General features: G+C 68.1%; 16 protein-coding genes and 3 tRNA genes. 11 read left to right on the plus strand and 8 right to left on the minus strand.

Features of this window, described 5'->3' with window-relative positions; genetic code table 11:
• The 3 genes from GA707_RS20930 to GA707_RS21850 all read left to right on the plus strand — a co-directional run.
• On the plus strand, positions 1 to 251 hold a 251-nt coding region (locus GA707_RS20930; RefSeq protein WP_193315372.1), incomplete at its 5' end, for a transposase.
• Entirely contained in the window at positions 196 to 648 is a 453-nt protein-coding gene (locus GA707_RS15815) for a transposase (RefSeq protein WP_193315373.1), read from the plus strand. The genes GA707_RS20930 and GA707_RS15815, both read left to right, overlap by 56 nt.
• Before the next feature lie 198 nt (positions 649 to 846).
• Positions 847 to 1,278, plus strand: coding sequence for a GNAT family N-acetyltransferase (locus GA707_RS21850; protein ID WP_226963861.1), 432 nt, complete (start codon positions 847 to 849; stop codon positions 1,276 to 1,278).
• A gap of 181 nt (positions 1,279 to 1,459) precedes the next feature.
• Here GA707_RS21850 and GA707_RS15825 read toward each other — a convergent pair whose 3' ends face one another.
• Positions 1,460 to 2,701, minus strand: a complete 1,242-nt coding sequence (locus GA707_RS15825) for a threonine/serine exporter ThrE family protein (protein WP_152179426.1) — start codon at positions 2,699 to 2,701, stop codon at positions 1,460 to 1,462.
• Between the two features lie 779 nt (positions 2,702 to 3,480).
• Between GA707_RS15825 and GA707_RS15830 the strand changes: the two genes are divergently transcribed.
• From GA707_RS15830 to GA707_RS15850, 6 genes are all read left to right on the plus strand, one after another.
• Positions 3,481 to 4,614, plus strand: coding sequence for a Xaa-Pro peptidase family protein (locus GA707_RS15830; protein WP_152179427.1), 1,134 nt, complete (start codon positions 3,481 to 3,483; stop codon positions 4,612 to 4,614).
• Positions 4,615 to 4,624: 10 nt separating this feature from the next.
• The gene (locus GA707_RS21370) at positions 4,625 to 5,437 is read left to right on the plus strand and encodes an APC family permease (protein ID WP_226963862.1); all 813 of its coding nucleotides are present in this window, start codon (positions 4,625 to 4,627) and stop codon (positions 5,435 to 5,437) included.
• 125 nt (positions 5,438 to 5,562) lie between these two features.
• Positions 5,563 to 5,937, plus strand: coding sequence for a hypothetical protein (locus tag GA707_RS21375; protein WP_226963863.1), 375 nt, complete (start codon positions 5,563 to 5,565; stop codon positions 5,935 to 5,937).
• A 194-nt stretch (positions 5,938 to 6,131) separates the two neighbouring features.
• Positions 6,132 to 7,589 (plus strand): APC family permease, encoded by a 1,458-nt coding sequence (locus GA707_RS15840; RefSeq protein WP_152179428.1) that lies wholly within the window; start codon positions 6,132 to 6,134, stop codon positions 7,587 to 7,589.
• Entirely contained in the window at positions 7,586 to 8,035 is a 450-nt protein-coding gene (locus tag GA707_RS15845; RefSeq protein WP_152179429.1) for a hypothetical protein, read from the plus strand. Before GA707_RS15840 ends, GA707_RS15845 begins: the two co-directional genes overlap by 4 nt.
• Before the next feature lie 2 nt (positions 8,036 to 8,037).
• The gene (locus GA707_RS15850) at positions 8,038 to 9,396 is read left to right on the plus strand and encodes a dipeptidase (protein ID WP_152179430.1); all 1,359 of its coding nucleotides are present in this window, start codon (positions 8,038 to 8,040) and stop codon (positions 9,394 to 9,396) included.
• A 240-nt stretch (positions 9,397 to 9,636) separates the two neighbouring features.
• On the opposite strand, the gene GA707_RS15855 is transcribed toward GA707_RS15850, so the two are convergent.
• Complete coding sequence (locus GA707_RS15855; protein ID WP_152179431.1) at positions 9,637 to 11,088, minus strand: hypothetical protein; 1,452 nt, start codon at positions 11,086 to 11,088, stop codon at positions 9,637 to 9,639.
• On the minus strand, positions 11,081 to 11,434 hold the full coding sequence (locus GA707_RS15860) for a hypothetical protein (RefSeq protein WP_152179432.1): 354 nt from the start codon (positions 11,432 to 11,434) through the stop codon (positions 11,081 to 11,083). Before GA707_RS15860 ends, GA707_RS15855 begins: the two co-directional genes overlap by 8 nt.
• A 211-nt stretch (positions 11,435 to 11,645) precedes the next feature.
• Between GA707_RS15860 and GA707_RS15865 the strand changes: the two genes are divergently transcribed.
• Together GA707_RS15865 and GA707_RS15870 are read left to right on the plus strand one after the other, a co-directional pair.
• Positions 11,646 to 12,452, plus strand: coding sequence for a hypothetical protein (locus GA707_RS15865; protein WP_152179433.1), 807 nt, complete (start codon positions 11,646 to 11,648; stop codon positions 12,450 to 12,452).
• Between the two features lie 113 nt (positions 12,453 to 12,565).
• Positions 12,566 to 13,084: a hypothetical protein gene (locus GA707_RS15870; RefSeq protein WP_152179434.1), complete on the plus strand. Its 519-nt coding sequence runs from the start codon at positions 12,566 to 12,568 to the stop codon at positions 13,082 to 13,084.
• A 91-nt stretch (positions 13,085 to 13,175) separates the two neighbouring features.
• Here the strand turns inward: GA707_RS15870 and GA707_RS15875 are convergent.
• From GA707_RS15875 to GA707_RS15895, 5 genes are all read right to left on the minus strand, one after another.
• Positions 13,176 to 13,250, minus strand: a tRNA-Val gene (locus tag GA707_RS15875).
• A gap of 43 nt (positions 13,251 to 13,293) precedes the next feature.
• A tRNA-Cys gene (locus GA707_RS15880) sits at positions 13,294 to 13,364 on the minus strand.
• 23 nt (positions 13,365 to 13,387) lie between these two features.
• Positions 13,388 to 13,460: transfer RNA gene (locus GA707_RS15885), tRNA-Gly, on the minus strand.
• Between the two features lie 69 nt (positions 13,461 to 13,529).
• Entirely contained in the window at positions 13,530 to 14,642 is a 1,113-nt protein-coding gene (locus tag GA707_RS15890) for a YihY/virulence factor BrkB family protein (protein ID WP_226963864.1), read from the minus strand.
• Between the two features lie 56 nt (positions 14,643 to 14,698).
• Positions 14,699 to 15,559: a polyphosphate kinase 2 family protein gene (locus tag GA707_RS15895; RefSeq protein ID WP_152179435.1), complete on the minus strand. Its 861-nt coding sequence runs from the start codon at positions 15,557 to 15,559 to the stop codon at positions 14,699 to 14,701.
• Between the last annotated feature and the right edge of the window lie 34 nt (positions 15,560 to 15,593).

The following is a 15,593-nucleotide window of genomic DNA, read 5'->3' on the forward strand; positions in this document are numbered from 1 at the left end:
GGCGGGATGTGCCGGAGCGGTTCGGGAAGTGGAACTCGATCTACAAGAGGTTCAACCGGTGGGCCGGCGACGGCACCTGGGAGGCACTGCTGGCCGAGGTGCACAAGCTCGCCGACGCCTCCGGTGAGGTCGAGTGGGTGGTCGCCATCGACTCCACGATCGCCCGGGTGCATCAGCATGGCGCGACCCTGACCCGTGACACAGGGGGCCGAGTCGAATCACAAGAATCCGCCGTGGTGGGAGCCGCCTGACCATGCGATCGGCCGCTCCCGGGGCGGCCTGACCTGCAAGGTTCACCTGGTCTCGGACGGCAAGGGCCGGCCGTTGTCGTGGGCGGTGACGGCCGGCAACATCAACGACACCACCATGTTGAGCACCGTCCTGGACGGCATCCGCGTCCCGCGCCTGGGTCCGGGCCGGCCGAGGACCCGCCCGGATCGGGTGCTGGCCGACAAGGGCTACCCGTCCAAGGCGNAGCAGCAGCAGCGCTACCGCGCCCGTAACGTCGTCGAACGCTGCTTCAACAAGCTCAAGCAGTGGCGCGGGATCGCGATGCGCACCGACAAACTCGCCCGCAACTACCGAGCCGCGATCGCCCTGGCCGCCACCCTGATCTGGCTACGCAGCACCTTGATCAACACGGCCTAGTTAACTCAATGCGCTCAGGCCGTAGCCGGGGCCGGGGGGAGTCGCCCGCCCGCCGGGTACACACGCCCAACCGTTGATGAGCCGCCATGCCCAACCCTTGGCGCTGCGACCGCCCTCGAGCGCGCCCGGTACCCCGGCGACGTGCCGCCGGTGTCGGCTGACTCCAGGAGTTGAGCGCCCACTGACAGGATCCTCACCATGATCATCGAGCTGGTACCGCCGAACACGGGGCCAGGCCTTCGATGCGATGCGTGCGCTCCACCCAGCATTGGTCGACCGAGACGACTTCGTACGACGGGTGGATCAGCGACAGCGCCCCTCCGGCTACCGCCTCATCGCGTCGCTGCTCGACCACGGGGACTCGGCCGTGGCTGTCGCCGGGTTCCGTTTCGGCGAGAACCTCGCCTGGGTCGCCACCTGTACATCGACGACCTTTCAACTCTCCCCAGCGCGAGGAAGCAAGGGAATGCACGGCTCCTGCTGGAATGGCTGCACGACGAAGCCGGCCGCCTCCAGTGCCAGCAGATCCACCTCGACTCCGGCGTCGGACCCGACCGGACAGCCGCACACCGTCGCTACCTCAACGCCGGCTTCCGAATCAGCTCTCACCACTTCGCCAGGGAGCTCTAGATCGAAGGTCGATAGCCCGCTGCGTGATGATTGTGGGCAGGACCGGTGCCTGGGCGTACGTCGTCTTCGCACTGGTCGTGTTCGGCCGAGTGTGTGCGATCTTCATCGCCGAGACCGCCCTCATCACAGCGTCAACGCTGGCGGTAGAAAGACCTCACGTGGAAGTCGGATGACCGGGCACTCAGGCGGCGCGCCTGGCGCTTGAGGGCTGAGCGAGGTACTGACCAAGGGTAACTCCGGCGGCCACGGCGAGTGCGGTGGCGAACGCGGACGCGAGTTGGAGCACACCGTCCTCGCCGGCCGCGAACAGGGCCAACCCACGATAGATATCCAGTCCGGGGAGCAGAGGCACAATCGCGGGGACGATCACCACCAGGGGCGGTACCCGGAAGCGGGCCGATACGACGAAGGAGATGGCGCCGATGGCCACCGCCGCGGTGGCTGCTCCCCAGGTTCGGCCGAGGGTCACGGCATCGATTCCGAGCAGGACGGCCTGTCCGAGCCCGGCGACGAGGGCGACGACCACCAGGGCCCGTAGGGGCGCGGACGCTGCAACGGCGAACCCGACCGCGGCAAGGGCCGCCCCTACGACTGTGACCCCCGCCGCCGCTAGTCCTGCGGCCCCATAGGTGAACGTGCCGAGCTCGACCGTGAATAGACCGCCGAAGGTGAGGCCGGCACCCACCCCGGCGATAATGCCAGCGGTGTTCAGGAGGGCATCCAACAGCCGGGCCGTCGCCGTGACGGGGAAGCCAGTGAGGGCATCCTGGGTGGCGCCGGTGATGCCGACCCCTGCGAGCAACATGACGATTCCTGCCGTGACGACACGCGAGGGGTTCGCCTCGAGTTGAGTCGCGGACGCGGTTACGGCGATGAGGGTGGCCAGGAAACCGCCCGCTGCCTGCTGGTAGAAGGTCGGAATGCGCCCGAGGGGCAGGAGGAACTGAGTCCGGTCGATCGCGACGGCTGCTGCGAAAGCCAGGAGGCACACGAGGGCGTCACCCCCGAGGGTCAGGGCGACGCCGGTGCCCATCACCCCCCAGCCGAGTGTGCGAGCCCATGGCCGTCTGCGGCGCCCTGCGGACACGACTCGCGCCACCCGGTCGCGTGCCTGGTCTCGGGTTAGGTCGCCACTGACCAGCTCGCGCATGATCTGGTCGGCGTCCATGAGCTCTGCATAGTTCACGGGCCGTCGGGCCACTCTGCGGACCTGGATGGCGAGGGGCTCCTCGACGTTCAGCTGGTGGCGCAGCGTCAGGTCGATGAACGTGACGTCTGCGGATACGTTGTGCAATCCACAGGCTCGGGTCACGGCGAGCATCGCCTCGGTGACGTCGCTTGCCGCGCTGCCCGAGACCAAGAGCATCTCGCCGATCCGCAGAGCCAGATCGAAGGACTTGCGGACTTCGCGACGCTCACTCATGGCTTCGTGAGCAGGCGCGTGCTCCCGGGCTCGGAAGTCGGGACACGTCTCGCATCTGGGTCAGCATCCGTCTCGCCTCGCACCCGGCGACGTGTGCGGCGAGTGGGGCACGGCACCTGCATTTCACCCTTGCAGCTGCAGACGTTGGCGATGACGCGAGTGCTCCGCGGGGGTGGGCACCGCCGGTGGCGACGCTGGCGCCACGATGAGCCCCGCGCCGACGGCGTCGGCCGGAACAACGAACGCTCTGTACGCGCGAGGGGACTCCAGCAGGCTCACAGCGGATGCAGACGCGGAGCCAGAAGGTCCACCGGTCGGGTCTGAGACAGGTGAAGCGGCGAGTGAGGATGGAGACATGCGAGCGGCTCCCTTCACGACGATGCGTCCGACTGCTCGCATCCCGACCGTAGACGCGGCGGTCCTGGCGCCGCCTCACCCCCGGGGGGTGAAGGCCTGCCGGGGCCATCGCTGGCGCGGAGCGCCTGGTCTTCCCCGTTCAATGACATCCAGGGCCTGCCTGCTGCTTTCGGCGGGCGAGCATGCCGAGCGCTTCCCACTTTCAACGCATCCCTCCGGTGGGCGTCCTGGCGGGCTGGTCAGCTCGGCGCCGACGGATCAGGACCCAGCGCCCTTCGAAGTCCTGGCGCAACATGGTTGAGCCACGCGGTGTGCGCCTGTGACGCGAAGGTCAGTCCAGTCGACGGTGCACCGATTCATCCGCGCGGGGTGATCTGTGCGACGGTGCGCTCTGCTTAGCGTGGACCGCGAAAGGAGTACCGATGACCGCAACCACCCAGCCCCCCGTGCCCTTCACCCGCGAGGACTACGGCGCCAGGATGGCCAGTGTCACCGAAGAGGCACGGCGGGCGGGCCTGGACGGCATCATCGTTACACCTGGTCCTGACCTGGTGTGGCTGACCGGCTACAGTCCCACGGCGATCACTGAGCGTCTGACCATGCTGGTGCTCAGGCCACAGCAGCGGCCTACTCTCCTGGTTCCGGCGCTCGAAAGACCGGACGCTGAGGGGGCTGAGGGGGCGGCGAGTCTTGAGGTCAGAGACTGGGCGGACGGCTCGGATCCGTACCAGGTCGCCCGCGACCTGTTGAACCGCGAGGGACGTTTCGGTGTGTCGGACTCGGCGTGGGCGATGCACCTGCTCGGGCTTCAGCACGTGCTGCCACGGACCAGTTACCGGGCCATTACGCAGGCCCTTCCCATGATGCGAGCCATTAAGGACGAGAACGAGCTGGCGCGGCTTGCCCTGGCCGGCACCGCCGCCGACGCGACCTACCGGGAGATCATCCAACTTCGGTTCGAGGGACGGCGCGAGACGGAGGTTGCGGCCGATCTTGCCCGACTGTTGCGGGAGTTCGGGCACGAGCAGGTCGACTTCACCGTGGTCGGGTCTGGGCCGAACGGGGCCAATCCCCACCACGAAGCCGATTTGAGGGTGATCCAACACGGTGACGCGGTAGTACTGGACTTCGGCGGTCTCATGCACGGCTACGGCTCCGACACCACTCGGACGGTCTGTGTCGGCGAGCCCAGCGAGGAGGTCCGCAAGGTGCACGACATCGTGCGGCAGGCGCAGCAGGCGGCGTTCGAGGCGGTGCGGCCAGGGGTGGCGTGCCAGGAGATCGACCGGGTCGCGCGCGCTGTAATCGAGGAGGCGGGGTATGGGCAGCAGTTCATCCATCGCACCGGTCATGGCATCGGGGTGACCACGCATGAACCGCCGTACATGGTCGAGGGCGAGGAGCAACCGCTGCAACCGGGTATGTGCTTCTCCATCGAGCCCGGCATCTACCTCGCCGGTCGGTTCGGCGTTCGGATCGAGGACATCGTCACCGTCACCGAGAGCGGTGGCGAGCGTCTGAACAACACCGACCACGGCTTGGCGATCGTCCGTTAGAGAGTCCACGATGACCACGCAGTCGGAAGACAGTCGCCGAAGCGCGCACGGTGTGATGACCGTTCGGGGCGCGGCTTTCCTGGGTGTGGGCTCGATGGTCGGGGCAGGTATATTCGCGCTGCTCGGAGAGGCCGGGGCCGTGGCCGGCTCCGCTGTATGGCTGTCCTTCCTGGTGGCCGGGTTCGTCGCGTCTCTGCAGGGCTACGCCATTGCCAAGCTGGGCGCCACCTATCCGTCGTCGGGCGGGATAGTGACCTTCCTCCTCAAAGGGTTCGGAGGCGGGCACATCACGGCGATCACCTCGTGGCTGCTCTACTTCGCCGCGCTCATCGTCACCGCGATGGTCTCCGTCTCGTTCGGGAGCTACGGGTCCGCGCTGTTCTTCAACGGGTCCGAGGCATGGGCCAAGGTGCTCACCACGGTCGTGATCGTCGCGGTCGCGGTAGTCAACATCGCCGGGACCGCGTCCATCGACCGGCTGCAGAGCGTGATCGTCGTCATCCTGCTCATGGTCTTCGCGGTCTTCGTGGTGGTCACCCTCGCCCAGATGAACCCGGACCTGCTGGCGCCGTCGACCTATCCCAGGAACGGCGCGATCATGTCGAGCGTTGCCCTGACGTTCTTCGCCTACCTGGGTTTCACCGTCATCAGCTTCACCGGCGGTGATCTCGTGAACCCAGCCAAGGACCTGCCGAGGGCGATGTACCTCGCCCTCGGCAATCACGACCACGCTGTACGTCCTGATCGCCCTGGGAGTCTTCGGCACGCTAACCGTCGAGGAGGTGATAGCGAACGGCGAGACCGCACTCGCGGAGGCGGCTAAGCCGGCGCTGGGTCAGGCGGGCTTCGCCATGATGGCCATCGCCGCGCTGCTAGCCGACCTCGTCATCGGTCAACGCCAACATCTACGCTGCGACCGGCTCGACCAAGAAGCTGGCTGAGTCCGGGATGTTCCCGCCTGTCTTCGGGCAGCGCGCTTACGTCGGAGGAACACGCGGCCTGACCGTCTCGGTCCTCCTCGTGCTGCTCCTAGCCATCTTCGTCGACCTCACCGCCATCGCATCCTTGGGCAGCGTCGTCGCTCTCGCGATCTTCCTGGTCGTCTCCATCGCCGCGTTCAAGCTCAGAGCGATGACCCATTCGCGACCATCGGTTCTGGTCGCAGCGATCGCGATGACACTCCTTGTCATCGTGATGTTCCTGGTCGAAACGTTCCGGACGGAGCCGCAGACCTTCGTGGCGATGATTGGGATCCTCGTTCTCGCGACGGTGCTGGACCTCGTCTGGAGCCGGCTCCGCGCTCGCCGTGCTGAGGCGCCCTGAAGCCCGAGGGTCCCTGGTCATCCTCAATGGGTGAGGTGGCGTCGCAACGGTCGTCCTTAGGCTGAAGTGCACTTTCGTCAGGCACGCCGCAGCAGAAAGGGCGATCACATGGTTACACACAGGCACGCATGTGCCAGACGGTTCAGTCGCAAGCCAACCTGTTGCACGAGCCGCTCGCGTCCGGGGGTCCCGGGATGAGCGCCATGGACGTTCCTGCCGACCGGCCAGCGTCCGAGGCCGTGGCACGGGTCAAGGCCCCCGCGACGCAGTGGATCTCGTGGATCGCTCTCGCGATGATGACGACGAGCTCGGTGGCGAGCCTGCGCGCCGCGCCGACCATGGCGGTGTACGGCCTCGCGTGCGTCTTCCTCTACCTCCTACCGGCCGTCGTGTTCCTCCTGCCCACGTCTCTGGTCTCGGCAGAGCTTGCGTCCGGCTGGGAGGGCGGCATCTACAAGTGGGTCTCGGAGGGGATCTCCAAGCCGATGGGCTTCCTGGCCGTCTGGTGCCAGTTCGCCATGACGATCTTCTACTACCCGAGCCTGCTGGGATTCGTCGCGAGCACTCTCGCCTATGTGTTCAATCCGGCGCTGGCCAGCAGTGGTGTGTGGACGGCGGCGGTGATCATCGTCGTGTACTGGTCGGGCGTATGGATCTCCTCGCGCGGCACCAAGGGAGTGGCCGGACTGGCCAGTGGCGGTCTGATCATCGGGACGCTCATCCCCGGTACCGTGCTGGTGCTGCTCGGCATGGTATTCCTGGGACAGGGCAACGAGTCGGCGGCGCCCATGACGGCGGAGAACTTCTTCCCGGTCTGGGCAGGACTGTCCAGCCTCGTACTCATCGTCAACAACTTCCTCTCCTACTCGGGCATGGAGATGAACGCGGTCCACGTTGGGTCGCTGAGGAACCCCTCCAAGGAGTTCCCGAAGTCGATGTTCCTGGCCATGGGCCTGGTGCTGATGATCTTCATCCTTCCGGCGCTCGCGATCAGCTGGATCGTGCCGGCCGAGGAGCTGTCCCTCACCGCCGGTGTGATGCAGGCATTCGACGCGGTGTTCGCCAACTTCGGGTGGCAATGGCTGACCCCGATCGTCGGCATCATGCTCGTCACCGCGTCACTCGGCGGCATGTTGACCTGGCTGGCCGGGCCCTCCAAGGGCCTGCTGCTGATCTCGCGGCAGGAGGGCTACCTCCCTCCGTTCCTGCAGCGGCTCAACGCCAACGGTGTCCAGCAGAACATCCTCGTCGTCCAGGGCATCATCACAACCATCATCGGCCTCGCCTACGCCTTGATCCCGGACGTCTCCAGCGCATACTGGATCTTCTCCGTCATCACGACGCAGGTCTACCTGATCATGTACCTGCTGATGTTCGTGGCCGCTGTCCAGCTGCGCCGCAAGTTCCCGGACCGCCCGCGGGGGTACCGGGCTCCGCTGCTCGTGGGGCTGTGCGGGGTCGGCTTCGCGGCCTCGTTGGCCGCCCTCCTGGTCGGCTTCATCCCGCCCTCGCAGTTCGGGAGCGGGAACGCCGGCCTCTACTTCGCGATCGTCGCCGGTGGGGCACTAGGCCTCGGGCTCCTCGTGCCGTTCCTGTTCTACAAGCTCCGCAAGCCGTCCTGGCGCAACCCTGAGGAGGTGGCGCAGCCATGAGCACCACAGAGATGGAGACCCAGAGCGCACGGGAGCGTCGGTGGATCTACATCACGACGTGCGTGGTCCTCGGCATCTTCATCGTCACCGGCCTGCTCGCCTTCAGCGCCGGCCGGCAGACGGTGCAGGCACAGGAGAAGGCCGACGAGCTGATCGCGGCGATCGAGGCGACCGGGGTCACCGCGCCGTCACAGGAACGCATCGTGCGCGTCCTCGGGGACGACGGCGGCCCCACCTGTGAGGACCCGAACAGCGCCCTGCGCCGGTCCATCCTCCTGTCCCGGCTGTCGAACGGGGCAACCGGGCCCGGCGAGCGGCCGGTCATCGCCGACAGCCGCGTGTTCGAGGGACAACGGCTCATCATGGAGGTCTACTGCCCGGACGAGCTCGAGGAGTTCCAGGCGTTCATCGACGACCTCAAGACCGCTGACGTCGCGGGAGGCTAGTCATGGGCCGATCGGAGGAGCTCAAGAACCGTATCGACGGGCTCATGCCGCAGGTGCGGACCGAGCTGACCGAGCTCGTATCGATTCGGTCGGTGGCGGACCCACGACAGTTCCCACCCGAGGAGTGTGAACGAGCCGCTCGGTGGGTGCTCGACAAGTTCGCCGAGCTCGGCTTCGAGGACGCACACCTGGAGGACACGGTCGACGGCAGCAAGGCCGTGGTCGGGTCACGCCCGTGTCCGGACCCGGGCGCACCCACGGTCCTGCTGTACGCCCACTACGACGTGCAGCCTCCCCTCGATGACGCCGCGTGGAAGACCCCACCCTTCGAGCTCACCGAAGTGGCAGGGCGCTGGTACGGCCGCGGAACCGCGGACTGCAAAGGCAACATCGTCATGCATTTGGCAGCCCTGCGGGCGCTCGGCGCCGACGTGCCGGTGAACCTCAAGCTCGTCGTCGAGGGGTCCGAGGAGCAGGGGACCGGCGGGCTCGAGGCCTTCGTCCCCGAGAACGCCGACCTCCTACGCGCCGACACGATCCTCGTCTGCGACACCGGCAACGCCGCCGTCGGACGGCCGGCCGCGACGATCAGCCTGCGCGGCATGATCAACGTCGTCGTCACGGTGGAGGCGCTGGGTTCCGAGCTGCACTCCGGCATGTTCGGCGGTGCGGCTCCGGACGCCCTCGCGGCACTGGTGGCCATGCTCGCCACCCTCCGCGACGACCGCGGCAACACGACCATCAGGGGGCTTCAGAGCGACCAGACCTGGCCGGGCGAGCGGTACGAACCCGAGCAGTTCCGCACTGACGCCACCGTCCTCGACGGCGTGTCCCTGCTCGGCGACGGAACCGTCTCGGACATGCTGTGGGCCCGCCCAGCGGTGACCATCCTGGGCATCGACTGCCCACCCGTGGTCGGCTCCGCCTCCGCCATCGTCCCGCGCACCGCGGCCCGCCTCAACCTGCGCATCCCTCCCGGCATGACTCCTCAGGCGGCGCAGGCCGCTCTTGTGGACCACCTGCACGGGGTCGCGCCCTGGGGCGTCAAGGTCGAGGTGACGGTCGAGGCGGCGGGTTCGCCCTTCCGAGCCGAGGTCGACGGCCCGGCCTACCGCGCCATGGCGGCTGCCATGGAAGCGGCATACGCAACCCCCATGGGCAGCCTTGGTCAGGGTGGCTCGATCCCGTTGTGCAACGTCTTCGCCGAGACCTATCCCGAGGCCGAGATCATCCTCATGGGCGTCGAAGAGCCCATGGCCCTGATCCACGCGCCCAACGAGAGCGTCGACCCCGAAGAGATCGCGCGGATGGCTCTCAGCGAAGCCCTCTTCCTCCAGCGGTACTCCAGGAACGCCGGTTAATCCCCCGGGCAGACGAAAAGACCCAGGCCACCAGCCCTGACGCAGACGATCATGCCCTCGGCGTCAGCGGCTCTTGGTGCGGTCACGAGGTGCGCAAGGCCATAGCCGCCCACCTCTCCCATGAACGCGGGCGCATCGTAACGAAGCGGCTGAGCCAAGAAGGGCGTGCCTAGATGCGCTCGCGCTGGTGACCCCTTCTGGGCGGAAGGTCGCTCCTTCAGGTCGCCGTCGGGGCGCTCCTTACCTGCCGAGGCTGGGTCCTGGTGTCTCGGGTCCTCGGGTGGGGGGTTGTCGGTCTTGGTGGGCTCGGCCGGTGAGCCTGGGGGTGGGCGGGGTGGTCGTCGCGGGTCGTGGTTGGGAGGGGTAGCTGGCGGCGGCGGCGTCGATGGCACGGTCGGTCATGTCTTGGGCTTGGTGGCGCAGGGTGTATCGGACCGGGACCGGGACGGTGATGAGCCGGTTGTTGACCAGGTCGACGGCCTGGACCCACCCGGCCGAGGGTCGGGGCTGGTGGGAGCGGGACGCGATCCGGTGCGCGCCTTGGGCGCGGACCTGCAGGTGCGGGTCGCGGGCGGCGTCCAGGATCCGCCAGGCCAAGTCGACCCCGGCGACCAGGCTGTGCTGGACCGCGGCCAGGGCGTGAGCGATGTCGACCCGTTCGCGAAGGATGTCGCTGCCGGCCATCGCGGTGCCGTCGTGGGCGATCTCCCGGTACGCCAGGCGCAGCTGGCTTGAGGCGTCGGCCAGGCGGGCCTGGAAGATGCGGTCTCTGCCGGTGAGCAGGCCCAGTGACTCCAACAGTGGCGCCGCGGTGCCCTCGAACGCGGTCAACGCGTGCTGCATCCGGGGACCCTCGGTGGGGGTGAGCAGCCCGGCATGGGTGGCCGCCCCGGCCATCGCGGAGGCGAAGACAGCGCCGTCGAGCTGGGTGCGCACCACCAACGCCAGGTCCGCCACCGACGGTGAGGACGTCAACGCCCGCGCAGCCTGCAGCTGCCACTGCGCCACCGCCCTCTCCAGGCGTGTCGGATGGACAGGTTCAAGGCGTTCACCCCTGGCGGTCGCGGGCCAGCGCATATCGAGGTAGCCGCTGGCCAAGCCTTCAGCGGTGTCGATGCGGCGGATCAGCTCCCGCACATGCGCGACCTCCCCGGTCGGCGCGGGCAGCCGGGCCCGGTCCCGCGTGCTGGCCAGGGCCCTCTCATACTGCTCCAGCGAGCGACGCACCGCGTGGGTGGCGGCCAGCACCGAGTGCATGATCCACGTCCGCGCCGCCTCCAAATCACCGGCCGCGTCGGCACGGATCGGGTCGTGGGGCCGGTGTCGAGCCCGCACCAGGTCCCCGACGGCGGACAGGGACGCCACGATCTGCTCGGCGTCCGGGTCCGCCGCCCCGGGGGAGGGCCAGCCGCGGGTGACGATGAGCTGGTGCACGCCGGTGGCGACCTCGTGCAGGGTGTCGATGTCGGCATCGATGTGGCTGCGTCCCGGGCCGGAGGCGGGGATCGCGCGCCACGCGTCGGCGCCGGCCTCGACCACCTCGGCCCAGGCACGGAGCCGGGCGGGGGCGGTGGCCGGGTCGATGTCGGCGAGCATCCTGCGTGCCTGCAGGTCCGCCTCCCGCAACAGTTCCCCCACACTCAGCGACGCCGGCCCTGGAAAGGACATGGCGTTGCCTGGGTGGTCAGCCATGGCGGGTCTCCCCCACCAGGTCACCCAGGTCGATGACCACGCCAGAGGCCCGCGCCGGCAGCCGGTCGAAAGAGATCGTGGCCAGCAGCTTCTCTGCCTGCACGATCAGCTCCGGCACGCTCCACTCCGCCGCCGCCGCCGGCAGCGCCACCTCATCCAGCCGTGCCCGGTCGCGCTCCTCGAGGAGAGCAACGGCCTTGCCGACCACCAGCTCCGCGCCCAGGGCCAGGGAATGGTGCTGCGGGCGGCGGCCGACCTGGGCCACGCCCAGATCGGCCGCCTCCGTCAACAGCGCGATCACCTCCATCCATACCTCGACTACGCCTCGGCCGGTCACGATCGCCATCACGTCCTCCTCACGTCCCTTGCTCTTCTTGGATGCACTTGCTGGGCTCATCCAGCCACGTCACCGACCTTGGTCACCAGCCCCGAGTCAGGGGTGTGGATAACTCGGGCGGGCTGTTGCGCTCCGGGCGAACAATGCCCACACGACCTAATGCACCCACCCCGCCCCTGATGTTCACCGGAGCGGTTGACTCGCGGGAAGGAGCCCCGCAATGGCACGCACCCTGAACAAGGCCCTGGCCTTCGCCACCCCCATGTTCGTCAGCACCGTCATCACCTGGATGGCGCTGCTGCTCATGCCCGTCCACGTCGCGAACCCCCTCTCGCTGACCGGGCTCGCCCTCGCCCTGCTCCTGCTCACCGGTGTCGGCGAAGGACTGACCGCGCGGACCCTGCTCCTGGCCCGTCGCCCCACCCCCGCCGAGCTCGACATCCTCACCCCGGCCTTGACGATCCTGTCCAGCCACGGCCTGGGGCCACCCGTGAGCGTCCTGCGCGTGCAGAACCAGCCCACCTGGTCCCGCGTCGACGCCTTCGGACGACGCACCATCGTCATCACCACCGGCTTCATCCACAACCTCCGCCACCGGCACACCACCCCCGCCCAGGCCGCCGAACAGCTACTCCGCGCCGCCCACATCGCCCACGGAGGCCTCACCCGCTCCGACGCGTTCCTGGCCCTATGGACCATCCCCTGGCAGCTCCTCGCCGGCCTCGCCGACGGCCTCGCCAACACCTTCCGCGGCTACCCCCTCACCCGCTTCTTCTGGCGAGCCCGGTTCATCACCATCGGTATCGCCGTCATCCAGGCCGCCCACGACGGCTACTACCCCCTCGCCGCCTTCATCACCATCATCGGCACCCTCAGCTACACCGCCCCCGCCTGGATCCGCCGCTGGGAACGCATCAAAACCGCTTATGGACACCACGCCCTGGCCGCCTCCTACACCAGTGGCCGAGCGCACTCGATCACGCACCTGCGCCCACAGACGTCAAGCGACGTAACCCCGCTGCGATAGCCGCACGCCCCGGCCGCCTCATCTCCGACCCGCGTCAGACGAGTTGCTGCCAGCGACCTCGCGGTCGACTAGGGTCCTCGCGCAGAACCGGCGAGCAGGGAGAGGCAGCAGACATGAGATATGGCGACATCGACGGCTTCGGCCATTACGGCGTGCTGGACGAGGACGCCACCGGCCTTCTCTGTCACGACTGCGGCTGGCGCGGCACGCACCTCGGCTTGCACTCCTGGAAGGCCCACGGCATCACAGCCGCCGCCTACCGTGAACGCCACGGCCTGCGCCGCACCAAAGGCCTCGTCGCCGCGGACCTTCACGAGAGGATGTCAGCTGGTGCGGCCGAACGGCTTCCAGCGGCGCTGGTGCGAGCCCGCGACCCTCAACGCGCCCGAGCGGCTCGACTCGCCCAGAACCGGCCGGTCTCCGCCGAAGCCGCTGCCGATCGCGACCGCAGAGTGAGGCAGCTTGGCCGCTCGACCCGCAAAGGCACCGTCATCGTCTGCGAGGAATGCGCCGTCGCGTTCTGCCCACTCCGAGGCGCCGCCCGCCGCCGCTTCTGCTCACGCTCTTGCGCGTCCACAGCGACCCGCCGACTGACCCTGCAACGACGCAGCCAGGCGGAGCGAGAGGCCTAGACGCACCGACGATTCGATGCATATCCGATGCAACTCCGGAATCGAATCGGCCCCTGACTCGCGTTTCCGCAGGTCAGGGGCCGTTTTCCGATGGTGGGCGATACTGGGTTTGAACCAGTGACCTCTTCCGTGTCAAGGAAGCGCGCTACCGCTGCGCCAATCGCCCGAGTGGGGGGTCCGAACGCCGAGTGTGGGCGGCGCTGGAGTCGAGGTGGAGACGGGATTTGAACCCGTGTAAACGGCTTTGCAGGCCGCTGCCTCGCCTCTCGGCCACTCCACCGTGAAGGCGGTCTTTCCCTTCCGAGCGGATGACCGGCCTCGAACCGGCGACCTCAACCTTGGCAAGGTTGCGCTCTACCAACTGAGCTACATCCGCCTGCTCCCCGCTTCCGGGGCGCGCATGGAGACATTAGCCCATGCTCCCCCCGAATCCAAACCGGCCCAGTCACTCGTCGGCGCGCCGCCGAACCCGGCTCCGGATCCCGTTCGTCACCCTCGCTCTTCGGGAGAGGACCTGCTGTTTGAGCGCCACCTGCTCCCCCGTCGAGTCGCCGTTGGCGGGCTCGGTCGGGACGTCGAGCCAGTCCTCGAGCGACTCCTCTCCCGGCTCGTCCGGCGATGGCCGTCGGAGCCAGCTGAGGATGCGCTCGCGGAGGCCTCGCTCGTCGGGCGAGGGATACAGGTGCCGGACCGCCGCATTCAGCCCGGCACCGATGAGGACCGAGATCGCGAGGAAGTACAGCCAGATGAGCAGGACGATCGGCGCCGAGAGTGGGCCGTAGATCGAGGAGCCGCCGAGCGATGCCGCGATGACACCCCGCACGACGAAGGAGGCGAGGACCCACAGCGCCAGGGTGAACAGGGCACCGGGCAGGTCACGGCTCCACGGACTCCGGCGGGGCGTCGAGACGTGGTACAGGCTCGTCAGACTGGCGACCGTGAGCAGCGTGACCACCGGCCAGTACAGCCACTGCAGCACCTGCCACTGCTCTGGAAGGATCTGGGCCACGAGGTTCGGGCCGATGAGCACGAGGGGAATCGTCACGATGCCGACGATCAGAGCCAAGACGTAGAGGGAGAACGACAGCGCTCGCGTGGGGACGATCCCCCGCACCCCCGACTGCCCGTACATGATCGCGATCGTGTCGACGAAGACATTGAGCGCCCTGGACCCTGACCACAACGAGATGAGGAATCCGAGCGAGATCAGGTCGGCACGCCCGCCCTGTAGGACGTCGTCGACGGTGGGGATGATGGTCGAAGCCACCAGGTCGTCGGTGAGGAAGCGCTCGGCATACGTCTGGATGCTCGTCCTGACCGTGCCGACGGCGTCCTCGCCCAGCCACTGACCGAGGTACCCGAGCCCGGCGAAGAGTCCCAGAATGAGCGGCGGCAGCGACAGCAGTGCGAAGAACCCCGCCTCTGACGCCAGCCCGGTGACGCGGTATCGCAGGCAGACCCGGATCGTCTCCACGAGCAGGTTCCACGCAGCCGTCAGCCCCGGGAGACGACCGAACGCCTCCCGCGACTGGCGCGCGGCCATACCGATCGTGCTCACGGAACCCAACCGTAGGCGACCGTGCGACCGGGGCCGCGGAGGCTGGCCACGGTGGGCTACGTGGCTGCCAGCCGCGCCTTCTGCTCCTCGACGTCGAAGTCGGCGACCGGCCATTCCAGCCCCATCGCGGCCAGGTGCTCGTCGAGGAGGTTCAACACAGCCAGACGCGCGTACCACTTGCGGTCCGCGGGCACGACGAACCACGGAGCGATCTCGGTGGAGCACTGGGTGATGGCGGCCTGGTACGCCTCCATGTACTCGCCCCAGTGCGCTCGCTCGTCGATGTCGCCGGGATTGAACTTCCAGTGCTTGTCCGGCCGGTCGAGCCGCTCGGCGAGGCGCTCGCGCTGCTCCTCGTTGCTGATGTGCAACATGACCTTGATGATCGTGGCACCGTCGGCGGCGACCTCGGCCTCGAACTCGTTGATCTCGTCGTACCGGCGGCTCCACTCCTTCTCGGGGACGAGGTCGTGCACGCGCACGATGAGGACGTCCTCGTAGTGCGATCGGTCGAAGACGCCCACGATGCCGGGAGAGGGCAGGGCCCTGCGGATCCGCCAGAGGAAGTGGTGCTTCCTCTCCTCGTCGGTGGGCGCCTTGAACGCGGTGATCTCGGAGCCTTGAGGGTCCATGGCGCCGACGACATGGCGCATCACGCCGCCCTTGCCGGAGGTGTCCATGCCCTGGATGACGAGCAGGATCTTGCGGTTCCCGCCGGCTTTGGACTCGGCATAGAGCATTTCCTGGAGATCACTGGCCCGGTCCGCGAGGGGCGTCATGAGCTCCTCGGCCGCCTCCTTGTCGCCGTCGAACGCCGGAGTGGAGCGTGGGTCGAGGGCACTGAGGTCGAAGGAGGGACCGGCCCGCAGTGCCTCCCGGAAGGTCGTCCTCGACAAGATCTCATCCGTGGTCGCCATAGCGACCGAGTCTGGCACGCGTCCGCACTCCTGC

Origin of the sequence: Nostocoides sp. F2B08 (assembly GCF_009184895.1) — a bacterium.
Lineage (GTDB): Bacteria > Actinomycetota > Actinomycetes > Actinomycetales > Dermatophilaceae > F2B08.

Excerpts from the sequence above, each read along its gene's own strand:
- GA707_RS21850 (WP_226963861.1), top strand. The coding sequence starts at position 847 with ATGATCATCGAGCTGGTACCGCCGAACACGGGGCCAGGCCTTCGATGC.
- GA707_RS15830 (WP_152179427.1), top strand. The coding sequence starts at position 3,481 with ATGACCGCAACCACCCAGCCCCCCGTGCCCTTCACCCGCGAGGACTAC.
- GA707_RS15825 (WP_152179426.1), bottom strand. The coding sequence starts at position 2,701 with ATGAGTGAGCGTCGCGAAGTCCGCAAGTCCTTCGATCTGGCTCTGCGG.
- GA707_RS15895 (WP_152179435.1), bottom strand. The coding sequence starts at position 15,559 with ATGGCGACCACGGATGAGATCTTGTCGAGGACGACCTTCCGGGAGGCA.
- GA707_RS15865 (WP_152179433.1), top strand. The coding sequence starts at position 11,646 with ATGGCACGCACCCTGAACAAGGCCCTGGCCTTCGCCACCCCCATGTTC.
- GA707_RS15840 (WP_152179428.1), top strand. The coding sequence starts at position 6,132 with ATGAGCGCCATGGACGTTCCTGCCGACCGGCCAGCGTCCGAGGCCGTG.
- GA707_RS15845 (WP_152179429.1), top strand. The coding sequence starts at position 7,586 with ATGAGCACCACAGAGATGGAGACCCAGAGCGCACGGGAGCGTCGGTGG.
- GA707_RS21375 (WP_226963863.1), top strand. The coding sequence starts at position 5,563 with ATGTTCCCGCCTGTCTTCGGGCAGCGCGCTTACGTCGGAGGAACACGC.
- GA707_RS15860 (WP_152179432.1), bottom strand. The coding sequence starts at position 11,434 with ATGGCGATCGTGACCGGCCGAGGCGTAGTCGAGGTATGGATGGAGGTG.
- GA707_RS15870 (WP_152179434.1), top strand. The coding sequence starts at position 12,566 with ATGAGATATGGCGACATCGACGGCTTCGGCCATTACGGCGTGCTGGAC.
- GA707_RS15855 (WP_152179431.1), bottom strand. The coding sequence starts at position 11,088 with ATGGCTGACCACCCAGGCAACGCCATGTCCTTTCCAGGGCCGGCGTCG.
- GA707_RS21370 (WP_226963862.1), top strand. The coding sequence starts at position 4,625 with ATGACCACGCAGTCGGAAGACAGTCGCCGAAGCGCGCACGGTGTGATG.
- GA707_RS15850 (WP_152179430.1), top strand. The coding sequence starts at position 8,038 with ATGGGCCGATCGGAGGAGCTCAAGAACCGTATCGACGGGCTCATGCCG.